The organism is Roseibium suaedae, from assembly GCF_900142725.1.
Lineage (GTDB): Bacteria > Pseudomonadota > Alphaproteobacteria > Rhizobiales > Stappiaceae > Roseibium > Roseibium suaedae.
In genome coordinates this window covers 878,620-898,175 of the sequence record NZ_FRBW01000002.1, presented here as the reverse complement: position 1 = coordinate 898,175, position 19,556 = coordinate 878,620, and the positions used below count along the sequence as shown (strand labels likewise).

The 19,556-nt window shown below is 58.9% G+C and carries 17 protein-coding genes; 7 read left to right on the top strand and 10 right to left on the bottom strand.

What is annotated here, in order from left to right:
- Positions 1-257: 257 nt before the first annotated feature.
- The 3 genes from BUA94_RS11135 to BUA94_RS11125 all read right to left on the bottom strand — a co-directional run bounded on the left by BUA94_RS11135 (position 258) and on the right by BUA94_RS11125 (position 1,504).
- The gene (locus tag BUA94_RS11135) at positions 258-668 is read right to left on the bottom strand and encodes a DUF3775 domain-containing protein (protein ID WP_073013062.1); all 411 of its coding nucleotides are present in this window, start codon (positions 666-668) and stop codon (positions 258-260) included.
- Between the two features lie 264 nt (positions 669-932).
- On the bottom strand, positions 933-1,229 hold the full coding sequence (locus BUA94_RS11130; RefSeq protein WP_073013061.1) for a hypothetical protein: 297 nt from the start codon (positions 1,227-1,229) through the stop codon (positions 933-935).
- Positions 1,226-1,504, bottom strand: coding sequence for a hypothetical protein (locus BUA94_RS11125; RefSeq protein ID WP_073013059.1), 279 nt, complete (start codon positions 1,502-1,504; stop codon positions 1,226-1,228). Before BUA94_RS11125 ends, BUA94_RS11130 begins: the two co-directional genes overlap by 4 nt.
- Before the next feature lie 436 nt (positions 1,505-1,940).
- Here BUA94_RS11125 and BUA94_RS11120 point away from each other — a divergent pair, with 436 nt between their 5' ends.
- The 3 genes from BUA94_RS11120 to BUA94_RS11110 all read left to right on the top strand — a co-directional run bounded on the left by BUA94_RS11120 (position 1,941) and on the right by BUA94_RS11110 (position 5,169).
- Positions 1,941-3,068 (top strand): hypothetical protein, encoded by a 1,128-nt coding sequence (locus BUA94_RS11120; RefSeq protein ID WP_073013056.1) that lies wholly within the window; start codon positions 1,941-1,943, stop codon positions 3,066-3,068.
- Between the two features lie 161 nt (positions 3,069-3,229).
- Positions 3,230-4,429 carry a pyridoxal phosphate-dependent aminotransferase gene (locus BUA94_RS11115; RefSeq protein WP_073013826.1) on the top strand — a complete coding sequence of 400 codons (1,200 nt, stop codon included), beginning with the start codon at positions 3,230-3,232 and terminating at the stop codon, positions 4,427-4,429.
- 239 nt (positions 4,430-4,668) lie between these two features.
- Positions 4,669-5,169 carry a DUF992 domain-containing protein gene (locus BUA94_RS11110; RefSeq protein WP_073013054.1) on the top strand — a complete coding sequence of 167 codons (501 nt, stop codon included), beginning with the start codon at positions 4,669-4,671 and terminating at the stop codon, positions 5,167-5,169.
- An 84-nt stretch (positions 5,170-5,253) separates the two neighbouring features.
- Here the strand turns inward: BUA94_RS11110 and BUA94_RS11105 are convergent, their stop codons facing one another.
- On the bottom strand, positions 5,254-5,532 hold the full coding sequence (locus BUA94_RS11105) for a hypothetical protein (RefSeq protein WP_139251091.1): 279 nt from the start codon (positions 5,530-5,532) through the stop codon (positions 5,254-5,256).
- 264 nt (positions 5,533-5,796) lie between these two features.
- Between BUA94_RS11105 and msrP the strand changes: the two genes are divergently transcribed.
- The gene (gene msrP / locus BUA94_RS11100; protein WP_073013049.1) at positions 5,797-6,765 is read left to right on the top strand and encodes a protein-methionine-sulfoxide reductase catalytic subunit MsrP; all 969 of its coding nucleotides are present in this window, start codon (positions 5,797-5,799) and stop codon (positions 6,763-6,765) included.
- A 482-nt stretch (positions 6,766-7,247) separates the two neighbouring features.
- Positions 7,248-8,747: a hypothetical protein gene (locus BUA94_RS11095; protein WP_139251090.1), complete on the top strand. Its 1,500-nt coding sequence runs from the start codon at positions 7,248-7,250 to the stop codon at positions 8,745-8,747.
- Positions 8,748-9,392: 645 nt separating this feature from the next.
- On the opposite strand, the gene BUA94_RS11090 is transcribed toward BUA94_RS11095, so the two are convergent.
- Genes BUA94_RS11090 through BUA94_RS11080 form a run of 3 tightly spaced genes read right to left on the bottom strand, consistent with a single transcriptional unit; the run spans position 9,393 to position 12,312 of the window.
- Positions 9,393-10,289 (bottom strand): LysR family transcriptional regulator, encoded by an 897-nt coding sequence (locus BUA94_RS11090; RefSeq protein WP_073013045.1) that lies wholly within the window; start codon positions 10,287-10,289, stop codon positions 9,393-9,395.
- 56 nt (positions 10,290-10,345) lie between these two features.
- Positions 10,346-11,311: a thioredoxin-disulfide reductase gene (trxB, locus tag BUA94_RS11085; RefSeq protein WP_073013043.1), complete on the bottom strand. Its 966-nt coding sequence runs from the start codon at positions 11,309-11,311 to the stop codon at positions 10,346-10,348.
- The gene (locus BUA94_RS11080; RefSeq protein ID WP_208980052.1) at positions 11,308-12,312 is read right to left on the bottom strand and encodes a mitochondrial fission ELM1 family protein; all 1,005 of its coding nucleotides are present in this window, start codon (positions 12,310-12,312) and stop codon (positions 11,308-11,310) included. Before BUA94_RS11080 ends, trxB begins: the two co-directional genes overlap by 4 nt.
- 181 nt (positions 12,313-12,493) lie before the next feature.
- Between BUA94_RS11080 and BUA94_RS11075 the strand changes: the two genes are divergently transcribed.
- Positions 12,494-12,967, top strand: coding sequence for an Lrp/AsnC family transcriptional regulator (locus BUA94_RS11075; RefSeq protein WP_073013824.1), 474 nt, complete (start codon positions 12,494-12,496; stop codon positions 12,965-12,967).
- 353 nt (positions 12,968-13,320) lie between these two features.
- Here BUA94_RS11075 and BUA94_RS11070 read toward each other — a convergent pair whose 3' ends face one another.
- The 3 genes from BUA94_RS11070 to carB form a co-directional block, all read right to left on the bottom strand.
- Positions 13,321-13,830 carry a hypothetical protein gene (locus BUA94_RS11070; protein ID WP_073013041.1) on the bottom strand — a complete coding sequence of 170 codons (510 nt, stop codon included), beginning with the start codon at positions 13,828-13,830 and terminating at the stop codon, positions 13,321-13,323.
- Positions 13,831-14,028: 198 nt separating this feature from the next.
- The gene (gene greA, locus BUA94_RS11065; RefSeq protein ID WP_073013039.1) at positions 14,029-14,502 is read right to left on the bottom strand and encodes a transcription elongation factor GreA; all 474 of its coding nucleotides are present in this window, start codon (positions 14,500-14,502) and stop codon (positions 14,029-14,031) included.
- Positions 14,503-14,616: 114 nt separating this feature from the next.
- The gene (gene carB / locus BUA94_RS11060; RefSeq protein WP_073013037.1) at positions 14,617-17,979 is read right to left on the bottom strand and encodes a carbamoyl-phosphate synthase large subunit; all 3,363 of its coding nucleotides are present in this window, start codon (positions 17,977-17,979) and stop codon (positions 14,617-14,619) included.
- Positions 17,980-18,492: 513 nt separating this feature from the next.
- Between carB and BUA94_RS11055 the strand changes: the two genes are divergently transcribed.
- Entirely contained in the window at positions 18,493-19,542 is a 1,050-nt protein-coding gene (locus BUA94_RS11055) for a helix-turn-helix transcriptional regulator (protein WP_073013034.1), read from the top strand.
- Positions 19,543-19,556 lie beyond the last annotated feature (14 nt).

Sequence of the window (19,556 nt, the reverse complement as noted above, 5' to 3'; positions counted from 1 at the left end):
AGAAGAGGGCGCAGAGGCGCCAGGGAGAAGGCTGTTCGAGGGATAGTGGGTCACGCTTGGATTGATCCTGGAACATCGTCACAATCACTCCTCCATGGTTTCCGCCAGTGGTTTCGAACTGCAGACCGCAGGGTGGAGCACAAGAGAGGCGAGGGAAAGATGGTAAATGGTTTCTTTATGGCGTTTTCCAAAGAAACCCGAATCGCAACCGGAAATGGTGCTTGGGGGCATCCGGTCGAATTGGGCGGGCCAGGCTCTTAAAGCTCCAGAGCGTCAAGACCTGCTTCTATGTGGTCGGCCAGAAGCGGCATGCCCATGAGATATTTGGCCGTTGAGGCATTTGCCCGGTCCTTGGCATCTTCCACGGCCTGCGGAAAGTCTTCCGCTTCATAATCGCCGCGTCCCACCCAGACCACTGCAACCAGCTCTGCGGCCTCATCGACATTGAGATCGGCGATCAGTTCCCGAAGCTCTTCTTCGGTCATGTCGTCGTTTTCTTCTTCTGCCAGGCCGTCATGGGCGTGGGTGTCGGTCAGGGTGTCCTCGTCAAACTCGATCTCGCCATCATTGCTGTCGTCAAAGCCATCCTCGAGGGCGTCATTGACGGACCTGGCTTTCTGGGCAAACAGGCGGATCGTGTCGGCGGACAGGGTGAGATCGATGTCCATGGAGAACTCCCGTTTTGACTTTGAAGCTAACTATCCGCCGGGAAGCGGTGTTTCGCAATGGTCTCTTGGCCGGGGCGAATGGAGGAGGGAGGAAGGCTCCGGCTGAGACCAAGGGAAAACTCATGAGAACAAGGGAGGTTCCATGAAACACACGAACCGGCCCGGATCAGGGATCGGGCCGGTTGTGGTCTTCCGGGGAGGAGCGTGTGAGAGACCGGAAGACTGGCCGGAAAATTAGCCGTAAACTTGGGCGCCAGGAGGTCTTCACGAGGTCTTGATGGCTGGTGTTGCAGGCGCCATGGTTGCCGGAGATGGCGAGGCAGGCTGCGAAATCCGGCCGCCCTTGGCGCCGACGGTGTCCGGGGCCAGGGAGGCGGCCAGGGTCAGCGTCAGGGCGAAGATCAGCCCGAGTGCAATTGCGCTCAGAAGCGGGCGGGCTTCCGACAGCTCACGCTGCATCGGGGTGGCCTGCCGGCGTTTGGTCTTCTTCGGGGCGATGGCCGGGACCGCATCGGTGTTGATGCCGCCTTCCACCGGAGTTTCAATCTTTTCGGGGGTCATGACCAGGTCTCCAGGTTCAGGCCGCTGCGGCGTCCGACAATGTCCTTGCGGGAGGTGAAGCCCTTGGCGAGGCGGGAACCAAGGCAGGCACTGACCGTCAGCATGGCTGCGAAGGCGGCGACCAGACCGATCATCCGCGCGTCCGGCGTGCCGGAAAGCCCGATCGCGATGCCGGTCAGGGCAAGGACGGAAAAGCCCATCGCCCGGACCAGCTTGCGGTCCGTGTTCTGGCTAGAGGCTGCTGCGTAACTGCCGTAGTGCTGTTCCTGTGTCATGTTCCATCCCTCCAAGAATGTTCATGCATTCAAGATCGGCGAGGATTGGGCCGCCTGATAGACCGCATATAGGCGGTTCAGGTGTCATTTCGTGGCGCTTTTGTGGCCGAAATTTCAGACGTCAAAAACCGCTCAAATTCGTTCCAACTTGATCCTTTTTAGTGACCAATGATTAAGCATGATTTTTAACGGTTTCGGCGGGGAGGCCGTTTGCCACATGCGCAGAAGGTGAAGATCGGAGGAGGAGGGGTCTTCAGCCACGCCGATTCCCTCCGCCGGGGAGGCGGGAGCCATTGCGGGCGTGGAAAACCTGGAGAAACGGCAGAGAAACACATGGGTGTTTTCAAATTGCCGGGAATGATTCACGGCTTCTTTGCTTTTCTCGCTCAGCGTTGTTCCCGGTCCCCTCAAAAATCAAGGAAGCTTCGGTTCCCGCATGACCCTTCACTCGGCCGGCCGGAAAGCCATTGTCCCCGCTCAGGCAAATGACTCGGATGCTGAAGCTTCCAAGGATGAGGCCGGCAAGCCGCCGGCGTTAAAGTTATCCGGACTGGATTTTTTCTTCGCCGACATCAGCCGCAAGGTCATCGTCTGGCATGAGACGGGATCCCAGACCTTTGACAGTCAGATCCAGGATCTTCAGGAAGCGCCTTCCCAGGAAGCCCTGCGGCTGCTGACGCCTGAAGATCGCAAGACGATCCTTCGGCTCATCCAGGGCGCGATCCGGGATGGTGTGGCAGGGCCCTATGATGTGGGCGGGGGCGTGGATCACCGGATTCCCGGCATTCCGCTCATGGCCTATCGCTACGAGTTGCCCGATGGCCGGATGCTGGCCGTCTGCTTTCCCTCGATCGGCAAGGACGACAGCAATCCAGGCAAGGTGGCGCTGGGTCTTGGCCCGATCCTTCAGCACTTCGTGGCGAGCTCCAACCGGATCGTCCTTCTGATCGACAGCTTTGGATATATTCGATACGCCAGCGAAGGCTTCCTGCAGAGCTTTGGCGTTCAGGATGCGTCTCTGGTGATGGGGCGCAACATTGCCCATGTTCAGAAGCGTGTCGGGCGCAGCCTTGTGTCCCTTGCGGTGGAGTCCCTGACACGGCGCGCAAGCGCCACCGGACGGGCGAAGTTTTTGCTCGTGACCGGCGACACGCTGGAACTGACCTACAGTGCCATGTACTTCCGCATTGGCGGGGCTGTTGGCGGGGTGCTGTTTTCGGCCGGCCATGTGGGCGGCGACGTCGACTTTGCCAAGGTCTTCAACCTTTGCAGCGCACCGATGCTCATCGTCAACATCAAGAGCCGGATGATCCTGGCAGCCAACAACGCGGCCATGAAGACCTATCACCTGACCCAGTCCGTGATCGAGGACAAGCCGATCACGGAAACCTTGCTGCATCCGAGCAGCTTCATTCACCTGCTGAAGTCCGCCGAGGAGGGCACGGATGTGCCCCAGTCCGTAGTGGTCAACAGCCTGAATGGCCAGTCCAAGAAGAAGCGTATGAAGGTCTCTATCCTGGATGCGGACAAGGCGCCGAAGCTGGTGCTGGAGGCGCGCGCCTGAGCGCGGAAGACCTTGGAATTTCCGGCTCCGTTCAGGAGACGTTGCAAAGGGGGCGATTGGCCCCCTTTTTCTTATGCCGCCCAACAAATGGGTCTTGTTTTCAAAATCCGCCGGATCTAGGGTCCGCGCGCTGGATTTACCCCGTTCCCATGGAGGGCCTGATGGGCTTTATCGCCGACGCGCTGGCGCGTGTGAAACCATCCGCTACGATTGCTGTCACCAACAAGGCTCGCGAGCTCAAAGCTGCTGGTCGTGACGTCATTGGCCTTGGTGCCGGTGAGCCGGATTTCGATACCCCGGAAAACATCAAAGCGGCAGCGATTGCAGCCATCACCGAAGGCAAGACCAAGTACACTGCCGTTGACGGTATCCCGGAGCTGAAGACCGCGATCTGCGCCAAGTTTAAGCGTGAAAACGGCCTGAGCTACGAGCCGAACCAGATCACGGTCGGCACCGGCGGCAAGCAGGTGCTCTACAACGCCCTGATCGCAACGATCAATCCGGGCGATGAAGTGATCATCCCGACGCCGTACTGGGTCTCCTACCCGGACATGGTTCTCCTGGCGGGCGGTGAGCCGGTGATCGTCGAGGCGGACAAGTCCACCTTCAAGATCACGGCCAATGCCCTTGAAGCCGCGATCACGCCGCGCACCAAGTGGTTCATCTTCAATTCGCCGTCCAACCCGTCGGGCGCTGCTTACACGCGCGAAGAGCTGAAGGCTCTGACCGATGTTCTGGTCAAGCATCCGCACGTCTGGGTCATGTCCGACGACATGTACGAACACCTGGTCTACGACGACTTCGAGTTCACCACTCCTGCACAGGTCGAGCCGTCTCTTTATGACCGCACTCTGACCGTGAACGGTGTCTCCAAGGCCTATGCCATGACCGGCTGGCGCATTGGCTACGCTGGTGGTCCGGTTGAGCTGATCAAGGCTATGGCCAAGGTTCAGTCCCAGTCGACCTCCAACCCGTCCTCCATTGCCCAGTGGGCCGCTGTCGAAGCGCTCAATGGTCAGCAGGACTTCATCCCGGCCAACAATGAAGTGTTCAAGGCACGCCGTGACCTGGTCGTGTCCATGCTGAACCAGGCCAATGGCATCGTCTGCCCGAACCCGGAAGGCGCTTTCTATGTGTTCCCGTCCTGCGCGGGCACCATCGGCAAGACCGCTCCGTCCGGCAAGGTCATCGAGACCGACGAAGACTTCGTCACCGAGCTGCTGGAAACCGAAGGCGTTGCCGTCGTTCAAGGCTCTGCGTTCGGCCTTGGCCCGAACTTCCGCATTTCCTACGCGACTGCGACGGAAGCCCTGGAAGAGGCTTGTACCCGCATTCAGCGCTTCTGCGGCAACCTGAAATAACCGGTCCTGCAAGGGCTTTGAAAGGGCGGCTCTGGCCGCCCTTTTTTGTGTCTGGTGTCAGGCGCCTGTGCTCCATCCTGAACAGAAAAATTCCGGATTGCTGGAACCATCAGGGAGCAAAGCCGTTTTCCTTGTGATGCTGACGGGTGAGGAACCGGTCAGCCGCCAGCTTCTTCCGGGTCGGGCAAGAGGTTGACTTCACAAAGAAATTTCCGACCTGAGACTTCAGGAGAGACATCATGAACCGCACCGCAACCCTTGCCGTTTCCCTCATGGCAGCCACTGCAGCAACCTTGTCTGTATCGATGGTACCGGCCCTTGCGAACGAGCAGTCTCCGGGTGTGCAGATCGGCAAGCTGACCTGTAACGTGGAAGGTGAAAGTAATTTCATCATTGGTTCCAAGGCAACGCTTGGCTGTAACTACCAGCCCGTGAGCGGAGCTCCGGTCGAATATTATTCCGGTTCTGTCGATGAATTCGGCCTGGATATCGGCACGACCAATCAGGCGACCCTGATCTGGGGCGTGTTTGCCCTGAGTGCTGACATGAAGCCCGGTGCTCTGGCTGGCCACTATGGTGGCGTCACCGCCGGTGCGAGTGTCGGCGCCGGTCTGAAGGCCAACGTGCTCGTCGGCGGTCTCGACAAGTCCATTGCGCTCAATCCGTTGAGCGTTGAGAGCCAGACCGGAACCAACATCACGCTCGGCGTGAGCCAGCTGACGCTGAAGCCGATCCAGTAAACGGCTGGGCTGCCTCGCGATAGGATCTGGAAAAGGTCAGCCTTTGGCTGGCCTTTTCTGCGTCTGCGGTTTGAAAGCCCGCTGTTATTGCGGTTTCGCACCTGTGTAGTCGGGCCGGTCGGTGTTGCATCCGGGAGCGGCTGGATTGGCGGCGCAGCCAGCCGGGGTCTGGTTCATGCGCAGATGATCCTGGCGGCGCTGGGCCTCTGCAGCCTTCTGGCGTGCGGACAAAGACTTGAGCTGCTGGGATTGCAGGGAGCGAAGCTGCTGGCTCGGAGAGGGCAGGTTTGATCTTGGATCGCTCGGCAGTCCACGGAGCTGCTGGGTCTGGGCAAAGACGGCTGGACCGGTGAGGAGCGCCACTGCCAGGGTCACAAGAAGGGTAAGAACCAGCTTGCATAGGCCTCTAGTCTGATGGTCCGTCCAGGCCTTGGGGGCCTGCAAAGGCCGGCTCTTCCTGCAACTGGTGTGCTGTCCTCGGATAGAATGCGCAAAAGCGGGCGGGTGAAACATGGGGTAAGCCTAGCAGATTTTCTGAGCGGACTGCTTGCCTTCACTTCCGCTCACCTCAGGTTTATTTGCACTTGAAGCTGCCATGGAGTGATATGGCGCAACAGGAGGTGCCTTATGAACATCATTGGCAGGAAATCGTGGTTTATTCCGGAACGGGAAGCAACGCCTGAAGATCTTTTCTGGAACCGCCGGAAGGTTCTGGCCGGGATGGCCGGGGGGCTGGCTGCTGGAACCGCACTTCCTCTCGCAACTGCAGGCCTTGCATTGGCCGAGGATGCCGATCCCAGTGCGCATCTCTATCCGGCAAAGCGCAACGAGGCGTTCACGCTGGACCGACCGGTCACCGATGAGCGTTTCTCCGCGAATTACAACAATTTCTACGAATTCGGCACCTACAAGGAAATCGCCCGCAAGGCACAGGAGCTGCCGATCCGCCCCTGGACGGTGACCATTGACGGTTTGGTTGCCAAGGAGCAGACGCTCGACATTGACGACCTGCTTGCCAAGATGCCCCTCGAAGAACGGCTTTACCGGCACCGCTGCGTCGAAACCTGGTCAATGGCTGTGCCCTGGACCGGCTTTCCACTGGCTGAGCTTGTGAAGCTCGCGGAGCCAACCTCTGATGCCAAATATGTGCGCTTCGAGACCTTCTTGAACCTCCAGGTCGCCCCGGGACAGCGACAGGGCTGGTATCCCTGGCCCTATGTCGAAGGGCTGACCATGGCTGAAGCCACCAATGATCTCGCCTTCCTGGTGACGGGCGTCTACGGCAAGCCCTTGCCCAAGCAATTTGGTGCGCCCCTGCGTCTCGCCTTGCCGTGGAAATACGGCTTCAAGTCCATCAAGTCGCTGGTGAAGATCTCTTTCGTCAAGGAGCGGCCTATCGGCATGTGGGAAGCAATCCAGGCCAGCGAATACGGGTTCTGGGCGAATGTGAACCCGGAAGTGCCGCATCCGCGCTGGAGCCAGGCCCAGGAGACCCTTCTTGGCGGCGATGTGCGTCCCACACAGCTCTACAATGGTTATGCCGAACAGGTCGCCGGCCTCTACAAGGGCATGGAGAGCGAACAGCTTTTCATGTGAGGGGCGGTGTCTTTCAGATCGAAAGGGATCGGGCGAGGAGAACTCCTCGCTCCAGACCGCTTGCAAAGTCTCTCCGTTCCAAAAGACCTATGATCATAGGAAAAACGGTTGTCATCCCCGTGAAGGCGGGGATCCAGTAACCAATTGAAATAACTTCTCTTTTCTACGAATTTGCTCGCGGGATACTGGATCCCGGTCTTGGCACTCACGCACCAAACCGGGATGACAGGCAAACTTGGCGGGTTTGTCATTTACCTCGGGCGGGGAGAGATCCTCGCCTTTTATTTATCTACCGAAAGTTCGCAATTATTCTTTCGTGTTCGAAATGGGGTAAATATTTATCCAAAAAATTCCATATATCCGCACACTGATTTAAATGTCAGTGCGATTGAATATTTAATTTTATTGTTGATTCCGGAAATATGGCAGAAAATGACATGTCTGATTGACTTTAGTTATTTGATTTTCTTGAGGGGGAAGACATGTGTGCAAGAGCTGCAATTGCAGCCACTGCTGCTGCAGTGGCATTGTTTCTGGCTGGGCAAGAGGCCGAAGCGCAATATAATCCCGTCGCGTCCTGTTCGCTCAGTCCGGCGGAATTTCAGTCCTGGTTTCAGGATGGGGTGATCGCAACGAACGGGCAGGTCAAGTTTGCCGACAGCGTGGCCTTTCCCAAGGACAATTCCATTTGCGACTTCTACAAGTGGGCGCACCAGATGTTTCTCTGGATCACTTCGCCGAAGGGAAACCAGATCATTCTGAACTCTCCGGCCTTCTACAATGTGCTCATTGATGCGGAAGGAAACGGGCACTACGTATCCAATGCGCAAAACGGGGCATTGCTTGGCCTGCGCAGCGGCGTGAACAAGTTTTCCCTCCGCTCGTCCAAGTCTGACGAGATCCAGCCTGGCGGACAGGCGGGTGGAGGAGACAGCCTTCTGTCGCTCAATGGTTCCGTTGTCTATTTCGGCGTCCATGCAAATGATGTCTTTGCCTGGTTCAACACGGCCGTGACCAATGGCGATTTGCCTGACAGCACGCCGTTTCCAGCCTCCGCGGAGGATCTGGCTCCAATCGTTGATTATGCGCTTGAGCATGGGGCCATCCTTCCCGATTCCCAGGCGATGACCATGGAGCTCAAGACTTCCTGGATCGAGGCGGACAAGGTCAGTGGTGATATTTCCGACTACATTGTCATGGATGCGGAGGTTCCGAATTATCAGGGCAACGTGGGAGATGCGACCTGGACCATCGGAACGCCGTCGACGGTGGTGAAGACACTGGCGCTCGTCGGCATGCATGTGGTTGGTTCAGTCCAGGGGCATTCCGAGCTTGTCTGGGCGTCCTTTGAGCATCGCTCCAACGCGCCGGACAACGATTTCTACATCTCCGTGAAGCCGTCGCCGTTCGTGCCGCCGATAGCGGTCAAGGTGCCTTACAATTCTGCAGGAAACTGGAACTTCATGCAGACCAGTGGAGGTCGGGAAGGCGCGCTGGTCTCTCAAATGACGGTTGCGGCAAACGGGGATCTTGTCGCAACGCCTGGAAACAGCATCCGGCCTAATGACGTCTACAGGGTCAATCCCTGGGGTGGAGAGCCTGATGAAAGTTCGGCGGGCAACAACACCCAGCTCGTCACCCTGAATGCCAATGTGGATTTCATGCTGACAAACGCCCCAGGCGGCAAGGATGTCCGCGCGAATTATTTCCAGCTTGGCGCTGTCTGGACGAAGGATGGCTCCTTGCCGTCCAGTCCGGGAGACACAGGCCAGCAGATCGGCTCACTGCTCCTGGCCAATTCGACCATGGAAACCTATCACCAGCAGGTTGGTCCAGGCATCAAGCCCGCTTTCCAGCATGGCTGCTTCGGATGTCACAACACGGATGCCCAAAGTGGAGGAGCTGTGACGCCAACCTTTGTCAGCCATCTGTTCTCCAAATCGAACGCACCGCTGGTGCCTGCTGGTGGCAAGCAAAAGTGATGATCGTGGACTGAGGTCCGTTTACCTATGGGATAAAAAATGGGCCGGCGCCTGGGAGGATCGCGCCGGCCCTATTTGCATGCCGGGACTGGGGGGAGGATCCCGGTTTGCAGGATGATGTGCATCCACAAGACTGAGATGGGGACGGTAAAGCGCTTTTGCCAGATGGTGCGGCGAGCTGCCGCAGTGCAGCAAGCGTAGGGCGCGTTGGGAGCTGAAAACGGGGAGGTGTCACCTGGAAAAGGGCAAAAAAAATGCCGGGTCAAAAGACCCGGCAGTTTGAATCGATTCACTGAAAAATCAGTGGAATCACCTTCCAGAGGGGAACAGCTGGAATTTCAGGCGACACTGGGAGGAAGGTGTGTCGCCGAAGCACCAACAGTGATGCTTATATGCAGTGCACAAGCTGCTGAAACAAGAGGCATCCGTGCAATGCTGCTATGCGAAAAGTGTATGGCTTGGAAATACCGGCCTATGTTGTTCAAACTAAAAGGATTTTATTGTGCGCCGGGTCATTTTTGCGCATGGGACCGGACCGTCTCCTTGCGCGTGAAGCAGCCTTGAGGCAGTGCGTGCCCCCGAACTATGCATGTGGAATGTGCAGATGCTGGTCTGATTGAATTTTGGGCAGGGCTCTGCCCTGATTCAGAAGGCCCAGTTTTCCGCGCTGGAAATCAGGAAGTCGCGGAAAGCGGTGATGCGGGCCGTATTTTTCAGTTCTGCCGGATAAACGAAATAGGTGTCGAAGGAAGGAATCCTTTCTTCCATCTCGCTCAGGACCTGAACGAGGTTGGAATCCTTCTCGATGATGTAATCCGGCAGGATGGCGATGCCGACGCCAGACTGTACAGCGCGCTTGATGGCCACCAGATTGTTCAGCTTCACGGCTGACCGGCGCGGATCGAGCGGCGGCCGGTCGGCAGACTCCAGCCAGTTCATGTCGCGCAGATAGGCGGGGGCTTGTTCGCCGAAGGTGATGATCCGGTGCTTGTCGATTTCCGAAATCGCTTTGGGCGTCCCGTGGCTCTTCAGATAGGCCGGGGAGGCGAAGACGTGGAAATGCACCGTGAAGAGCTTGCGCTGGATCAGGTCGGGCTGTGTGGGCTGACGCAGGCGGATGGCGACATCTGCCTCGCGCATGCCAAGATCCAGTTCGTCATCATCCAGAAGCAAGTGCAGCTGCACATCCGGGTACATATTGACGAAATCAGCGATGCGGGACGTGAGCCAGGTGGAGCCAAGACCCACGGTCGTCGTGACCTTCAAGGTGCCTGACGGCTTTTCCCGCGTGTCCGTCAGACGGCTCTGGACGGCATCCAGCTTCATCATGACTTCCCGGGCTGTCCGGAACAGGAGTTCACCCTGTTCCGTCAGCAGCAGGCCACGGGCATGGCGGTGGAACAGCGGCACCCGCAGGTCATGCTCCAAGGCACTGACCTGACGGCTGACCGCAGACTGGCTCATGTTCAGCATGTCGCCGGCATGGGTAAAGCTCCCTGCCTGGGCGGCCGCCTGGAAGATGCGCAGTTTGTCCCAATCCATCGTTTAAGCCTCCGGCGGATCAAATCCGCTTTGCCCGTCCAACGCGGCGTCTGTTCTTATCCGGCGATCTGAGAGTTCGCGGCTTCATGTTCGGCCAGATAGCGCTCGGCTTCAAGGGCTGCCATGCAGCCCATGCCGGCGGCGGTGACCGCCTGGCGGTAGATGTCGTCGGTCACATCGCCTGCTGCGAAAACACCCGGGATGGAGGTCTTGGTGGAATCCGGGGCAGTCATCAGATAGCCGTTCGGCTTGAGTTCGAGCTGATCGCGGAAGAGATCGACAGCCGGGGCGTGGCCGATGGCGATGAACACGCCGTCGGTCTTCACTTCGCGGGTCTCGCCGCTCAACATGCTCTTCAGCCGCACGCCGGTGACAGCCTTGGGCATGCCGCCGCCCAGGATTTCGTCAACCGCGTGATCCCAGATCACTTCGATCTTCGGGTTTGAGAAGAGGCGGTCCTGCAGGATCTTTTCAGCGCGCAGGCTGTCGCGGCGGTGAACCAGCGTCACCTTGGAGGCAAGGTTTGCAAGGTAAAGCGCTTCTTCAACGGCGGTGTTGCCGCCGCCGACAACCACGACTTCGCGGTTCCGGTAGAAGAAGCCGTCGCAGGTCGCGCACGCGGAAACGCCAGCGCCCATGAAATCCTGCTCGGAAGAGATGCCGAGCCAGCGGGCCTGGGCGCCTGTGGCGATAACGACTGCGTCTGCCGTATAGACAGTGCCGCCGTCGGCCTCGAAGCGGAACGGACGGGCGGCGAGGTCAGCCTTGGTGATCGTGTCATAGACGATCTTGGTGCCGACGTTCTCTGCCTGCTTCTGCATCTGTTCCATGAGCCAGGGACCCTGGATCGGATCGGCAAAGCCCGGATAGTTTTCGACTTCATAAGTGATGGTCAGCTGACCGCCCGGCTGGATGCCGGCAATCAGGGTCGGCTGCATCATGGCACGCGCAGCATAGATCGCCGCGGTATAACCCGCCGGTCCGGATCCGATGATGAGAAGCTTGCTGTGCTCTGTGGTCATAACGCTGTGCCTTGTTCCTGTTCGTCTTGTTGCCCATCCGGTATGCCCATGGCCTTCAAGATGGCCTTGGCAATGTCTCCGGTCGGGTCCAGCGGATCGTAGGTAGTGGTTTTCATGGGGCCGGGAAAGGGGTGAATGATCCCCAAACGGTCCAAATTCCCCAAGAAGCGGTTGATTTTTGCGTGACCGCCGCCCGGATGGAACACATGAACCGGGGCACCGGTGCCCGCAGCCTCTCCAATCATGTTGGTCGAATCGGCCGTAACCACCACCGCGTCAGCTTTCGCAAGGTAACTGGCGAGGGGATTCTCTCCCTTTCCGGTCCACATCACGTGGCGTCCTTCCCGCGCAAGATCCTTCAGCTGGCTGGTCAGGAACTCGGGAGTGCGGCGGGAGGCAGTGATCATCAGATGGGCAGCGGAATGAGCGGCCCAGGCTCTGAGCCCTTCCAGAAAGGCCTCGCAATCAGACTGGGTAAAAGTGTGGTGGCGGCTGTTGCCGCCCACAAGCACGGCAACGCGCGGGGCGGGCAGATCATCCAGCGCGGGATGGGGCGCAAAGCGCAACGCATTGAGCCTCTCGGCCGGGAACCTGTGGGGAGCGGTTGGCGAGACCAGAACGTTGGGGCCACGCAGGCGGTCGTGTTCAGGCACCCAGATCAGGTCAGCCGTTCCTGTGCCCGTGCGCGGATCCTTCAGGCACACGGTAAAGGTCCGGCCCTTGCTGGCGCTCTTGACCTTGCGCAGATAGGCGATGGCCCTGCGGCCCGAGCCGATGGCGAGATCCGGATAGGGTGGGGCAATCGGGCTTCCAGGCCGGCCTGGACCTTCGCGCGGGTCGATCGGGCCCTTCGGCATGAACCAGGTGAAAGGGGCTTTGGGATGAACACGCCGCAATTCGTAGCGGCATCCGATGGCTTCCGCGACAGCGATGCATTGCATCTCGTCGCCTGCCTTGCCGTCGGTAATGATCCAGCAGTTGAGTTCGGAATGCGGCGGCACGGCTCATGCCCGGACCAGCGGGCTCCCAACGTTATCTTTCAGAATCATGCGTGAATTTGTTATAGTCTTGCACGGATGCGCAAAAAATCATACTTCCGCTGAAATGATATTAGCCGCAGCGCCCGGATGAGGGTGGTGCGGGTGAACCGCTGTCCGGCATGTGTCCGGCAAGGAGACTGTTTTGAAAGCTCGGCTTGACGCGATCGACTGGCACATCTTGAAAGAGCTGCAGGATGACGGCCGCATGACGAATGTCGAGCTGGCCCGCCGGGTCGGTATCTCGGCGCCTCCCTGTCTCCGGCGTGTCCGGGCTCTGGAAGAGGCTGGCCTCATTCATGGCTACCGCACGCTGCTGGATGAAAAGCAGCTCGGTTATGATGTCACTGCCTTTGCCATGGTCGGGCTGCACAGCCAGACCGAAGCGGATCTGATCGCTTTCGAGGAAACCGTGAAATCCTGGTCGATTGTCCGCGAGAGCTACATGCTGTCCGGGGAAGTGGATTTCCTGCTCAAGTGCGTTGCGCCGGACCTGCAGAGTTTCCAGAACTTCATCATCCGTGAGCTGACCGCAGCTCCGAATGTGGACAGCGTCCGCACCGCCCTGACCATCCGCCGCACAAAGGACGAGCCTGTCGTTCCGATCTCACTTGGCTGATCCGTCAGGAGGCTTCTGATCCCATTGCTGTCCGTTTTAAATTTCGGAGCTTCAATCAAGGCATTGAAATCAGATCTGATTTTCGGATCAAGGCTGGATGAGACATGAAAGCGGCGCGGCATACGCCCGTCTCCACCCCTGCGGGGGAGATGTCAGCGACAGCTGACAGAGGGGGGTAAGGTTTCGGCGTACTCAGAAAAAATGTGATGCTCCGAGGGGCTTATGCCCCCCTCTGCCCCCAATTTGGGGGCATCTCCCCCGCAAGGGGGGAGATTGGAGCCTGCCGCACCGTTTGTCCATCAACCGCAGGCAATCTTAACCGGACACCAGTGCTTCTGATCCGGGGATCCGGATCACACCGCTGCAGGGGAATGAGGGCTGTTGCCGTGGTCCCAGGACGTTGCCTGAGCGGCATTCCGGCGCGGCGCTGTCTTGTTGCGCAGGCGGTGGATAAGCCGCATTTCCCTGAAAGACGTGATCATCACGGTCAGTGAGACCGCAAGAATGAAGGCTGTCGACAGGATCTTCACCGGCAGCACCTGATTGGCCAGAAGCCTGCCCGTGCCTGTGCCAATGGCTTCCAGGCCTGAATTGACCTGTGCCCCGAGCCCGTCCTGCCAGGGCTGCGAATCTCCCGCGAGAAAAACGAGGCCGTGGAGCAGGGCGAAAGACAGGCCGCCCACGACGATGAAGCCGGTGAACAAGCGGCTCCCCAGACCAAGCGGCGCTTCCCGCCTGGCCATGAGCCGCCGGATAAGGCATTTTTCCCGGAAAGGCAGCGCCCAGTATGCGGAGGTTCTGAGGGCAAAGACCGGGACGGCAACAGTCAAGAAACTGATGCTGAGAGTGTCGAGAAGGTCCATTCCGCTTCTCCTGTGCCGCGGAAATCTGACGGGTATTGTAGAAGCATAATCCGCAAGGTCAAATTGTGGTGTGCATAAGGGTAAACTGCGGGGCTTCAAGGGAGTGCTTGCCGCAGGACCCCGGATGCAAAAATGCCCGCGAAAACGCGGGCATTTTCAAAATCCTGGACCTGGTGCCGGAGGACCGGCACAGAGACCTCAGAGGTAGTTCACGCCAACGATCTCATAGGAACGGGCGCCGCCAGGAGCGGCCACTTCCACGGTATCGCCAACGGTCTTGCCGATCAGCGCACGTGCGATCGGGGAAGAAATCGAGATCTTGTTCTGCTTCACGTCGGATTCGACGTCGCCAACGATCATGTATTTCTTCTCTTCCTCGGTGTCCTCGTCGATGAGGTTCACCGTGGCTCCAAACTTGATGGTGTCGCCGGACAGCTTGGTCACGTCAATGACTTCGGCGCGCGAAAGCTTGTCTTCGAGTTCCGCAATGCGGCCTTCATTGTGGCTCTGCGCTTCCTTTGCAGCGTGATATTCGGCGTTTTCCGACAAATCGCCATGAGCACGAGCTTCCGAGATCGCATCAACAATGCGCGGGCGCTCGACGGAAGTACGCTCCTTCAGCTCAGCCTGAAGCATCGCGTATCCGGCGGAGGTCATCGGAACTTTTTCCATTGGTCTCAGACCTTCAGCTTATTGGGTCCCGCCTTTTCACGGAACCGCACGTCACAAAAAAGAACCCAGCCGGGAAAGAGAATCTTTCCCGGCCGGTTCGAACCTAATCTCAGCTCAGCCGAAGTAGGATTGCAAGGGCCTGACTTCAAGGTTTCCGGCCTTGTAGGCCACAATTCCCTTTGCTGCGGCCACCGAACCTGCCAGCGTCGTGTAATACGGCACCTTCTGCAGGAGGGCTGCGCGGCGCATGGACCGGCTGTCGGAGAGAGCCTGTGCGCCTTCTGTCGTGTTGAAGACGAGCTGAACCTCACCGTTCTTGATAGCATCAACGATGTGCGGACGGCCTTCAAGCACCTTGTTGACCTTGTCACAGGCAATTCCCTGTTCCTCAAGGTACTTCTGGGTTCCACTGGTGGCGATGATCTTGAAGCCGGCTTCCGACAGGCGGCGGCAGGCATCGACCACGCCGGCCTTGTCCTGATCGCGCATGGAGACGAACACGGTGCCGGATTCGGGAACCGCCGTGTTGCTGGCGATCTGGGACTTTGCAAAGGCAATCGGGAAGGCCTTGTCGAGGCCCATGACTTCACCGGTCGAGCGCATTTCCGGGCCGAGGATCGTGTCGACACCCGGGAAGCGGGCGAAGGGGAACACGGCTTCCTTGACCGCAACGTGTGTCAGCTTCTTCTCGGTCAGGCCGAAGGAGGCGAGGCTTTCGCCCGCCATGATGCGGCTTGCGATCTTGGCAACCGGCTCACCGATGGTCTTTGCGACGAAGGGCACCGTTCGCGACGCGCGCGGGTTGACTTCGAGCACATAGATCTCGCCGCCCTTGATGGCGTACTGGACGTTCATCAGGCCGCCGACTTCCAAGGCAAGAGCCATGGCCGTGGTCTGGCGCTTCAGTTCGTCGATCATTTCGGCCGAGAGGGAGAACGGCGGCAGGGAGCAGGCGCTGTCACCGGAGTGAATGCCGGCTTCCTCGATGTGCTCCATGATACCGCAGACGAACACGTCCTTGCCGTCGCACAGGGCGTCGACGTCAACTTCGATCGCGCCTTCCAGGTAGCGGTCGAACAGCAGCGGGTTGGTGCCCAGAACGGTGTTGATCTGACCGGTCTTGTCGTTCGGATACTTGGCGCGCACTTCGGCGGGAACCAGTTCCGGCAGGGTGCCGAGCAGGTAGGAGTTGAGGGCTTCCTCATCACGGATGATCTGCATCGCGCGGCCGCCTAGAACATAGGACGGGCGGACAACGAGCGGCAGGCCCAGCTTGCCAGCAATCAGGCGGCCCTGTTCGACGGAGTAGGCGATGCCGTTTTCCGGCTGCTTCAGGCCGAGCTTGATCAGCAGTTTCTGGAACCGGTCACGATCTTCGGCCAGGTCGATCATGTCCGGCGAGGTGCCGAGGATCGGAACATTGGCGCGCACGAGAGCCTGAGCCAGCTTCAGCGGGGTCTGGCCGCCGAACTGGACGATCACGCCGTGCAGGGTGCCGTTCTTCTGTTCGGTGCGGATGATTTCCAGAACGTCTTCAACGGTCAGCGGCTCGAAATAGAGGCGGTCTGACGTGTCGTAGTCGGTGGAAACGGTTTCCGGGTTGCAGTTGACCATGATGGTCTCGTAGCCCGCTTCTTCAAGCGCGAAGGCCGCGTGACAGCAGCAATAGTCGAACTCGATGCCCTGGCCGATCCGGTTCGGGCCGCCGCCGAGGATGACGACCTTCTTCTTGTCCGTAGGATTGGACTCGCAGGCCGGAGCGCCCATGAAGGGTGCTTCGTAGGTGGAGTACATGTAGGCGGTCGGGGAGGCGAACTCTGCCGCGCAGGTGTCGATGCGCTTGTAGACCGGGTGCACGTCCAGCTCGTCGCGCAGCTTGGCAACGTCGGCAGCGTCCTTGTCGGTCAGGGAAGCCAGGCGGGCGTCGGAGAAGCCCATGGACTTCAGCTGGCGCAGGGCCTTTGCGTTCTGCGGCAGACCGTGTTCGCGCACCTTGTCTTCCATCTTCACGATGGCGTGCATCTGCTCCAGGAACCAGGGGTTGATGCCGCTGGCCGCATGAATGTCCTCAAGGCTCATGCCAAGGCGCATGGCCTGGGCAACGTTGAGGATACGGGTCGGCGTCGGCACGGAGATCGCAGCGCGGATCGCGTTGGTGTCGTCGCCCTGGCCGAGGCCCAGGATTTCAGCCTCATCGAGACCGTTCATGCCGGTTTCAAGGCCGCGCAGGGCCTTCTGCAAGCTTTCCTGGAAAGTGCGGCCAATGGCCATCACTTCACCCACCGACTTCATCGCGGTGGTCAGGGTCGGTTCAGAGCCCGGGAACTTCTCGAAGGCGAAGCGCGGGATCTTGGTGACCACATAGTCGATGGAGGGTTCGAACGAAGCCGGGGTTGCACCGCCGGTGATGTCGTTCTCCAGCTCATCGAGCGTATAGCCGCAGGCCAGCTTCGCGGCGATCTTGGCGATCGGGAAGCCGGTGGCCTTGGACGCCAGAGCCGAGGAACGGGACACGCGCGGGTTCATCTCAATGACGACGAGGCGGCCATTTTCCGGGTTCACGGCGAACTGCACGTTCGAGCCGCCGGTTTCCACGCCGATCTCGCGCAGAACCGCGATCGAGGCGTCGCGCATGATCTGGTATTCCTTGTCGGTCAGCGTCAGAGCCGGCGCGACAGTGATGGAATCTCCCGTGTGGACGCCCATCGGATCGAAGTTCTCGATCGAGCAGATGATGATGCAGTTGTCCGCCTTGTCGCGGACCACTTCCATCTCGTATTCCTTCCAGCCGAGCAGGCTTTCGTCGATCAGGATCTGACCGTTCGGCGAAGCGTCCAGGCCGGAGCGGGCAATGGTTTCGAACTCTTCCCGGTTATAGGCAACGCCGCCGCCGGTGCCGCCCATGGTGAAGGCCGGACGGATGATGGCCGGCAGGCCAATGTCGTCCAGAGCGCGCATGGCTTCCATGAAGCCGACATTGCGGTCATAGCCGATGATCTTGCCAGCTTCGTTGCGGATGGCGGGAGAGGAGGCGATCGCTGCACGCGGGTTCTCAAGCCCGATGACATCCATCGCGGCGCGGAACTTCTCGCGGTCTTCCGCCTTCTCGATCACGTCAGCCTTGGCGCCGATCATCTCGACGCCGAACTCTTCGAGCACACCCATTTCTTCCAGGGCGAGGGCGCAGTTCAGCGCCGTCTGGCCACCCATGGTCGGAAGGAGCGCGTCCGGGCGTTCCTTCTCAATGATCTTGGCAACGATTTCCGGGGTGATCGGCTCGATATAGGTCGCATCCGCCAGCTCCGGATCGGTCATGATCGTCGCCGGGTTGGAGTTCACCAGAATGATGCGGTAGCCCTCTTCTCGGAGCGCCTTGCAGGCCTGCGTGCCCGAATAGTCGAATTCACAGGCCTGGCCGATGACGATCGGGCCTGCACCAATGATGAGAATGGAGGAGATGTCTGTGCGTTTTGGCATCGGGGCTCGCAGCGGCCGTTGCCGCGCAGGTTTGCACCTGCCGGGTCGGCTCGTTCCATGATGAAAGACTATGTCGGCTGAGCGCGTCTTATAGGCAAAAGCGTCGCGGGAAGGAACCCCGCAGATGGCTTTAATTTCCATTCTGACCGGATAGTTTCCGCTGGAGAAGGGTTAAAGTGTGTCATCTACTGCGGAGAACCTTGTTCTAGGCCTTCTTTTCACTGCTGTGGGAGCGGATCTGGTCTGGTTTCAGCCGAATCGTGGTTTGTGGACGTTTCCGGTTGCCCTTCGGGCACAGGGTTGCAAGGTTTTTACCGCAGGGGAGTTGAAAACTGTCTCTTGCGTCCGATCTAAATAAATCAGTGTGTGGTCTCAGCTTCTGTTGAGCTGGGCGTACAATCCGGTTTAGGTGCGCAGGCAAAGATGTCTTGCAAAGGAAATGTGGTGGGACCGTTTCCTGGCGTTGTGCGTTTTGCAAATCTCGGCGTTTTGGCAATCCGGCCAGGTGGTAAAGTGGGCAAGCCTCTCAATTCAAATCGCATACATGCAAGCGTCATCAAGGGTCTGAGCAGCTACCTGGATCAGCTTGGGCTGGATCTTGGCAGTTTCACGGCCCGGCACGGGCCTGTGCTCGGTCCGCCCGAAAGCTGGGATCACGGTTACATCTCCCTGGAGAAGTATATAGCTCTGCTCGAGCGGGTTGCTGAACAGCAAAGAGATCCGCTTTTTGGGCTGCGGTGGAGCCTGAAGCAGGGAAACTCGGGAGGCTTTCGGCTCCTGACCCTGGCCATGCGGTTTGCGCCCACGCCACTCGTGGCTTTGCAGACGATGGTTCGCTTTTCCAGTCTTGGCCTTGACGTTCGTGACTGCTCTGTCGAGATCAGGGGCGGCAAGGTCAACTTTGACTGGGTTTTCGTTCCGACGGTTCAGGAACCGCATCAGTTTCTTGACCGCTATGCGGCGCTTGTGGTCGAGCGTTTCAGATCCAGTTTCGGTGAACCAAAAATTGATCCGCTACAGGTTGATCTGACCAGGACGCCTCCTGAAAATGTGCAACTGCACCGTCAGGTATTCGGGCCGTCGGTTTCATTCCGGGCGGAAAGAAACCGGATTGTCTATTGTCTGAGCCGCATGGAAGCTCCCAATCCAATGGCTGACCCCGAAGTCTATTCGGCCATGGTCGAGCTGTGCGAACGCCGGTTGACCGATCAGGTTAAGGCGGCAGATTTTGCGGGCCATGTCCGGGATATCATTCAGGCGGGCGTCTCATCGCCTGACCTCACTCTCGGAATGGTTGCAAAGGAAATCGGCATGAGTCCGAGAGTTTTGCAAAGGCGCCTGTTTGAGACAGGCCACAAGTTTCAGGAATTGCACGATGATGTACGTCGCGCGATTGCCTCCAATCTCTTGCGGACGACGCCTTTGCCTGTGTCCGAGATTGCCTATCGTGTCGGGTTTTCTGCCGTCGGGAACTTTACCCGCGCAGCACGGCGATGGTTTGGCATGACGCCTCGGGAATGGCGCAGGGCTGGAGCAATTCCAGTTGGAGATCTGCGTCCCTGACTTGTTCGTGGACT

Bases quoted from the DNA above. Each gene is read 5' to 3' on its own strand.
- BUA94_RS11070 (WP_073013041.1), bottom strand. From the start codon at position 13,830: ATGGACCTTCTCGACACTCTCAGCATCAGTTTCTTGACTGTTGCCGTC.
- BUA94_RS11125 (WP_073013059.1), bottom strand. From the start codon at position 1,504: ATGACACAGGAACAGCACTACGGCAGTTACGCAGCAGCCTCTAGCCAG.
- BUA94_RS11095 (WP_139251090.1), top strand. From the start codon at position 7,248: ATGTGTGCAAGAGCTGCAATTGCAGCCACTGCTGCTGCAGTGGCATTG.
- BUA94_RS11090 (WP_073013045.1), bottom strand. From the start codon at position 10,289: ATGGATTGGGACAAACTGCGCATCTTCCAGGCGGCCGCCCAGGCAGGG.
- trxB (WP_073013043.1), bottom strand. From the start codon at position 11,311: ATGACCACAGAGCACAGCAAGCTTCTCATCATCGGATCCGGACCGGCG.
- msrP (WP_073013049.1), top strand. From the start codon at position 5,797: ATGAACATCATTGGCAGGAAATCGTGGTTTATTCCGGAACGGGAAGCA.
- BUA94_RS11115 (WP_073013826.1), top strand. From the start codon at position 3,230: ATGGGCTTTATCGCCGACGCGCTGGCGCGTGTGAAACCATCCGCTACG.
- BUA94_RS11120 (WP_073013056.1), top strand. From the start codon at position 1,941: ATGACCCTTCACTCGGCCGGCCGGAAAGCCATTGTCCCCGCTCAGGCA.
- BUA94_RS11130 (WP_073013061.1), bottom strand. From the start codon at position 1,229: ATGACCCCCGAAAAGATTGAAACTCCGGTGGAAGGCGGCATCAACACC.
- greA (WP_073013039.1), bottom strand. From the start codon at position 14,502: ATGGAAAAAGTTCCGATGACCTCCGCCGGATACGCGATGCTTCAGGCT.
- BUA94_RS11110 (WP_073013054.1), top strand. From the start codon at position 4,669: ATGAACCGCACCGCAACCCTTGCCGTTTCCCTCATGGCAGCCACTGCA.
- carB (WP_073013037.1), bottom strand. From the start codon at position 17,979: ATGCCAAAACGCACAGACATCTCCTCCATTCTCATCATTGGTGCAGGC.
- BUA94_RS11135 (WP_073013062.1), bottom strand. From the start codon at position 668: ATGGACATCGATCTCACCCTGTCCGCCGACACGATCCGCCTGTTTGCC.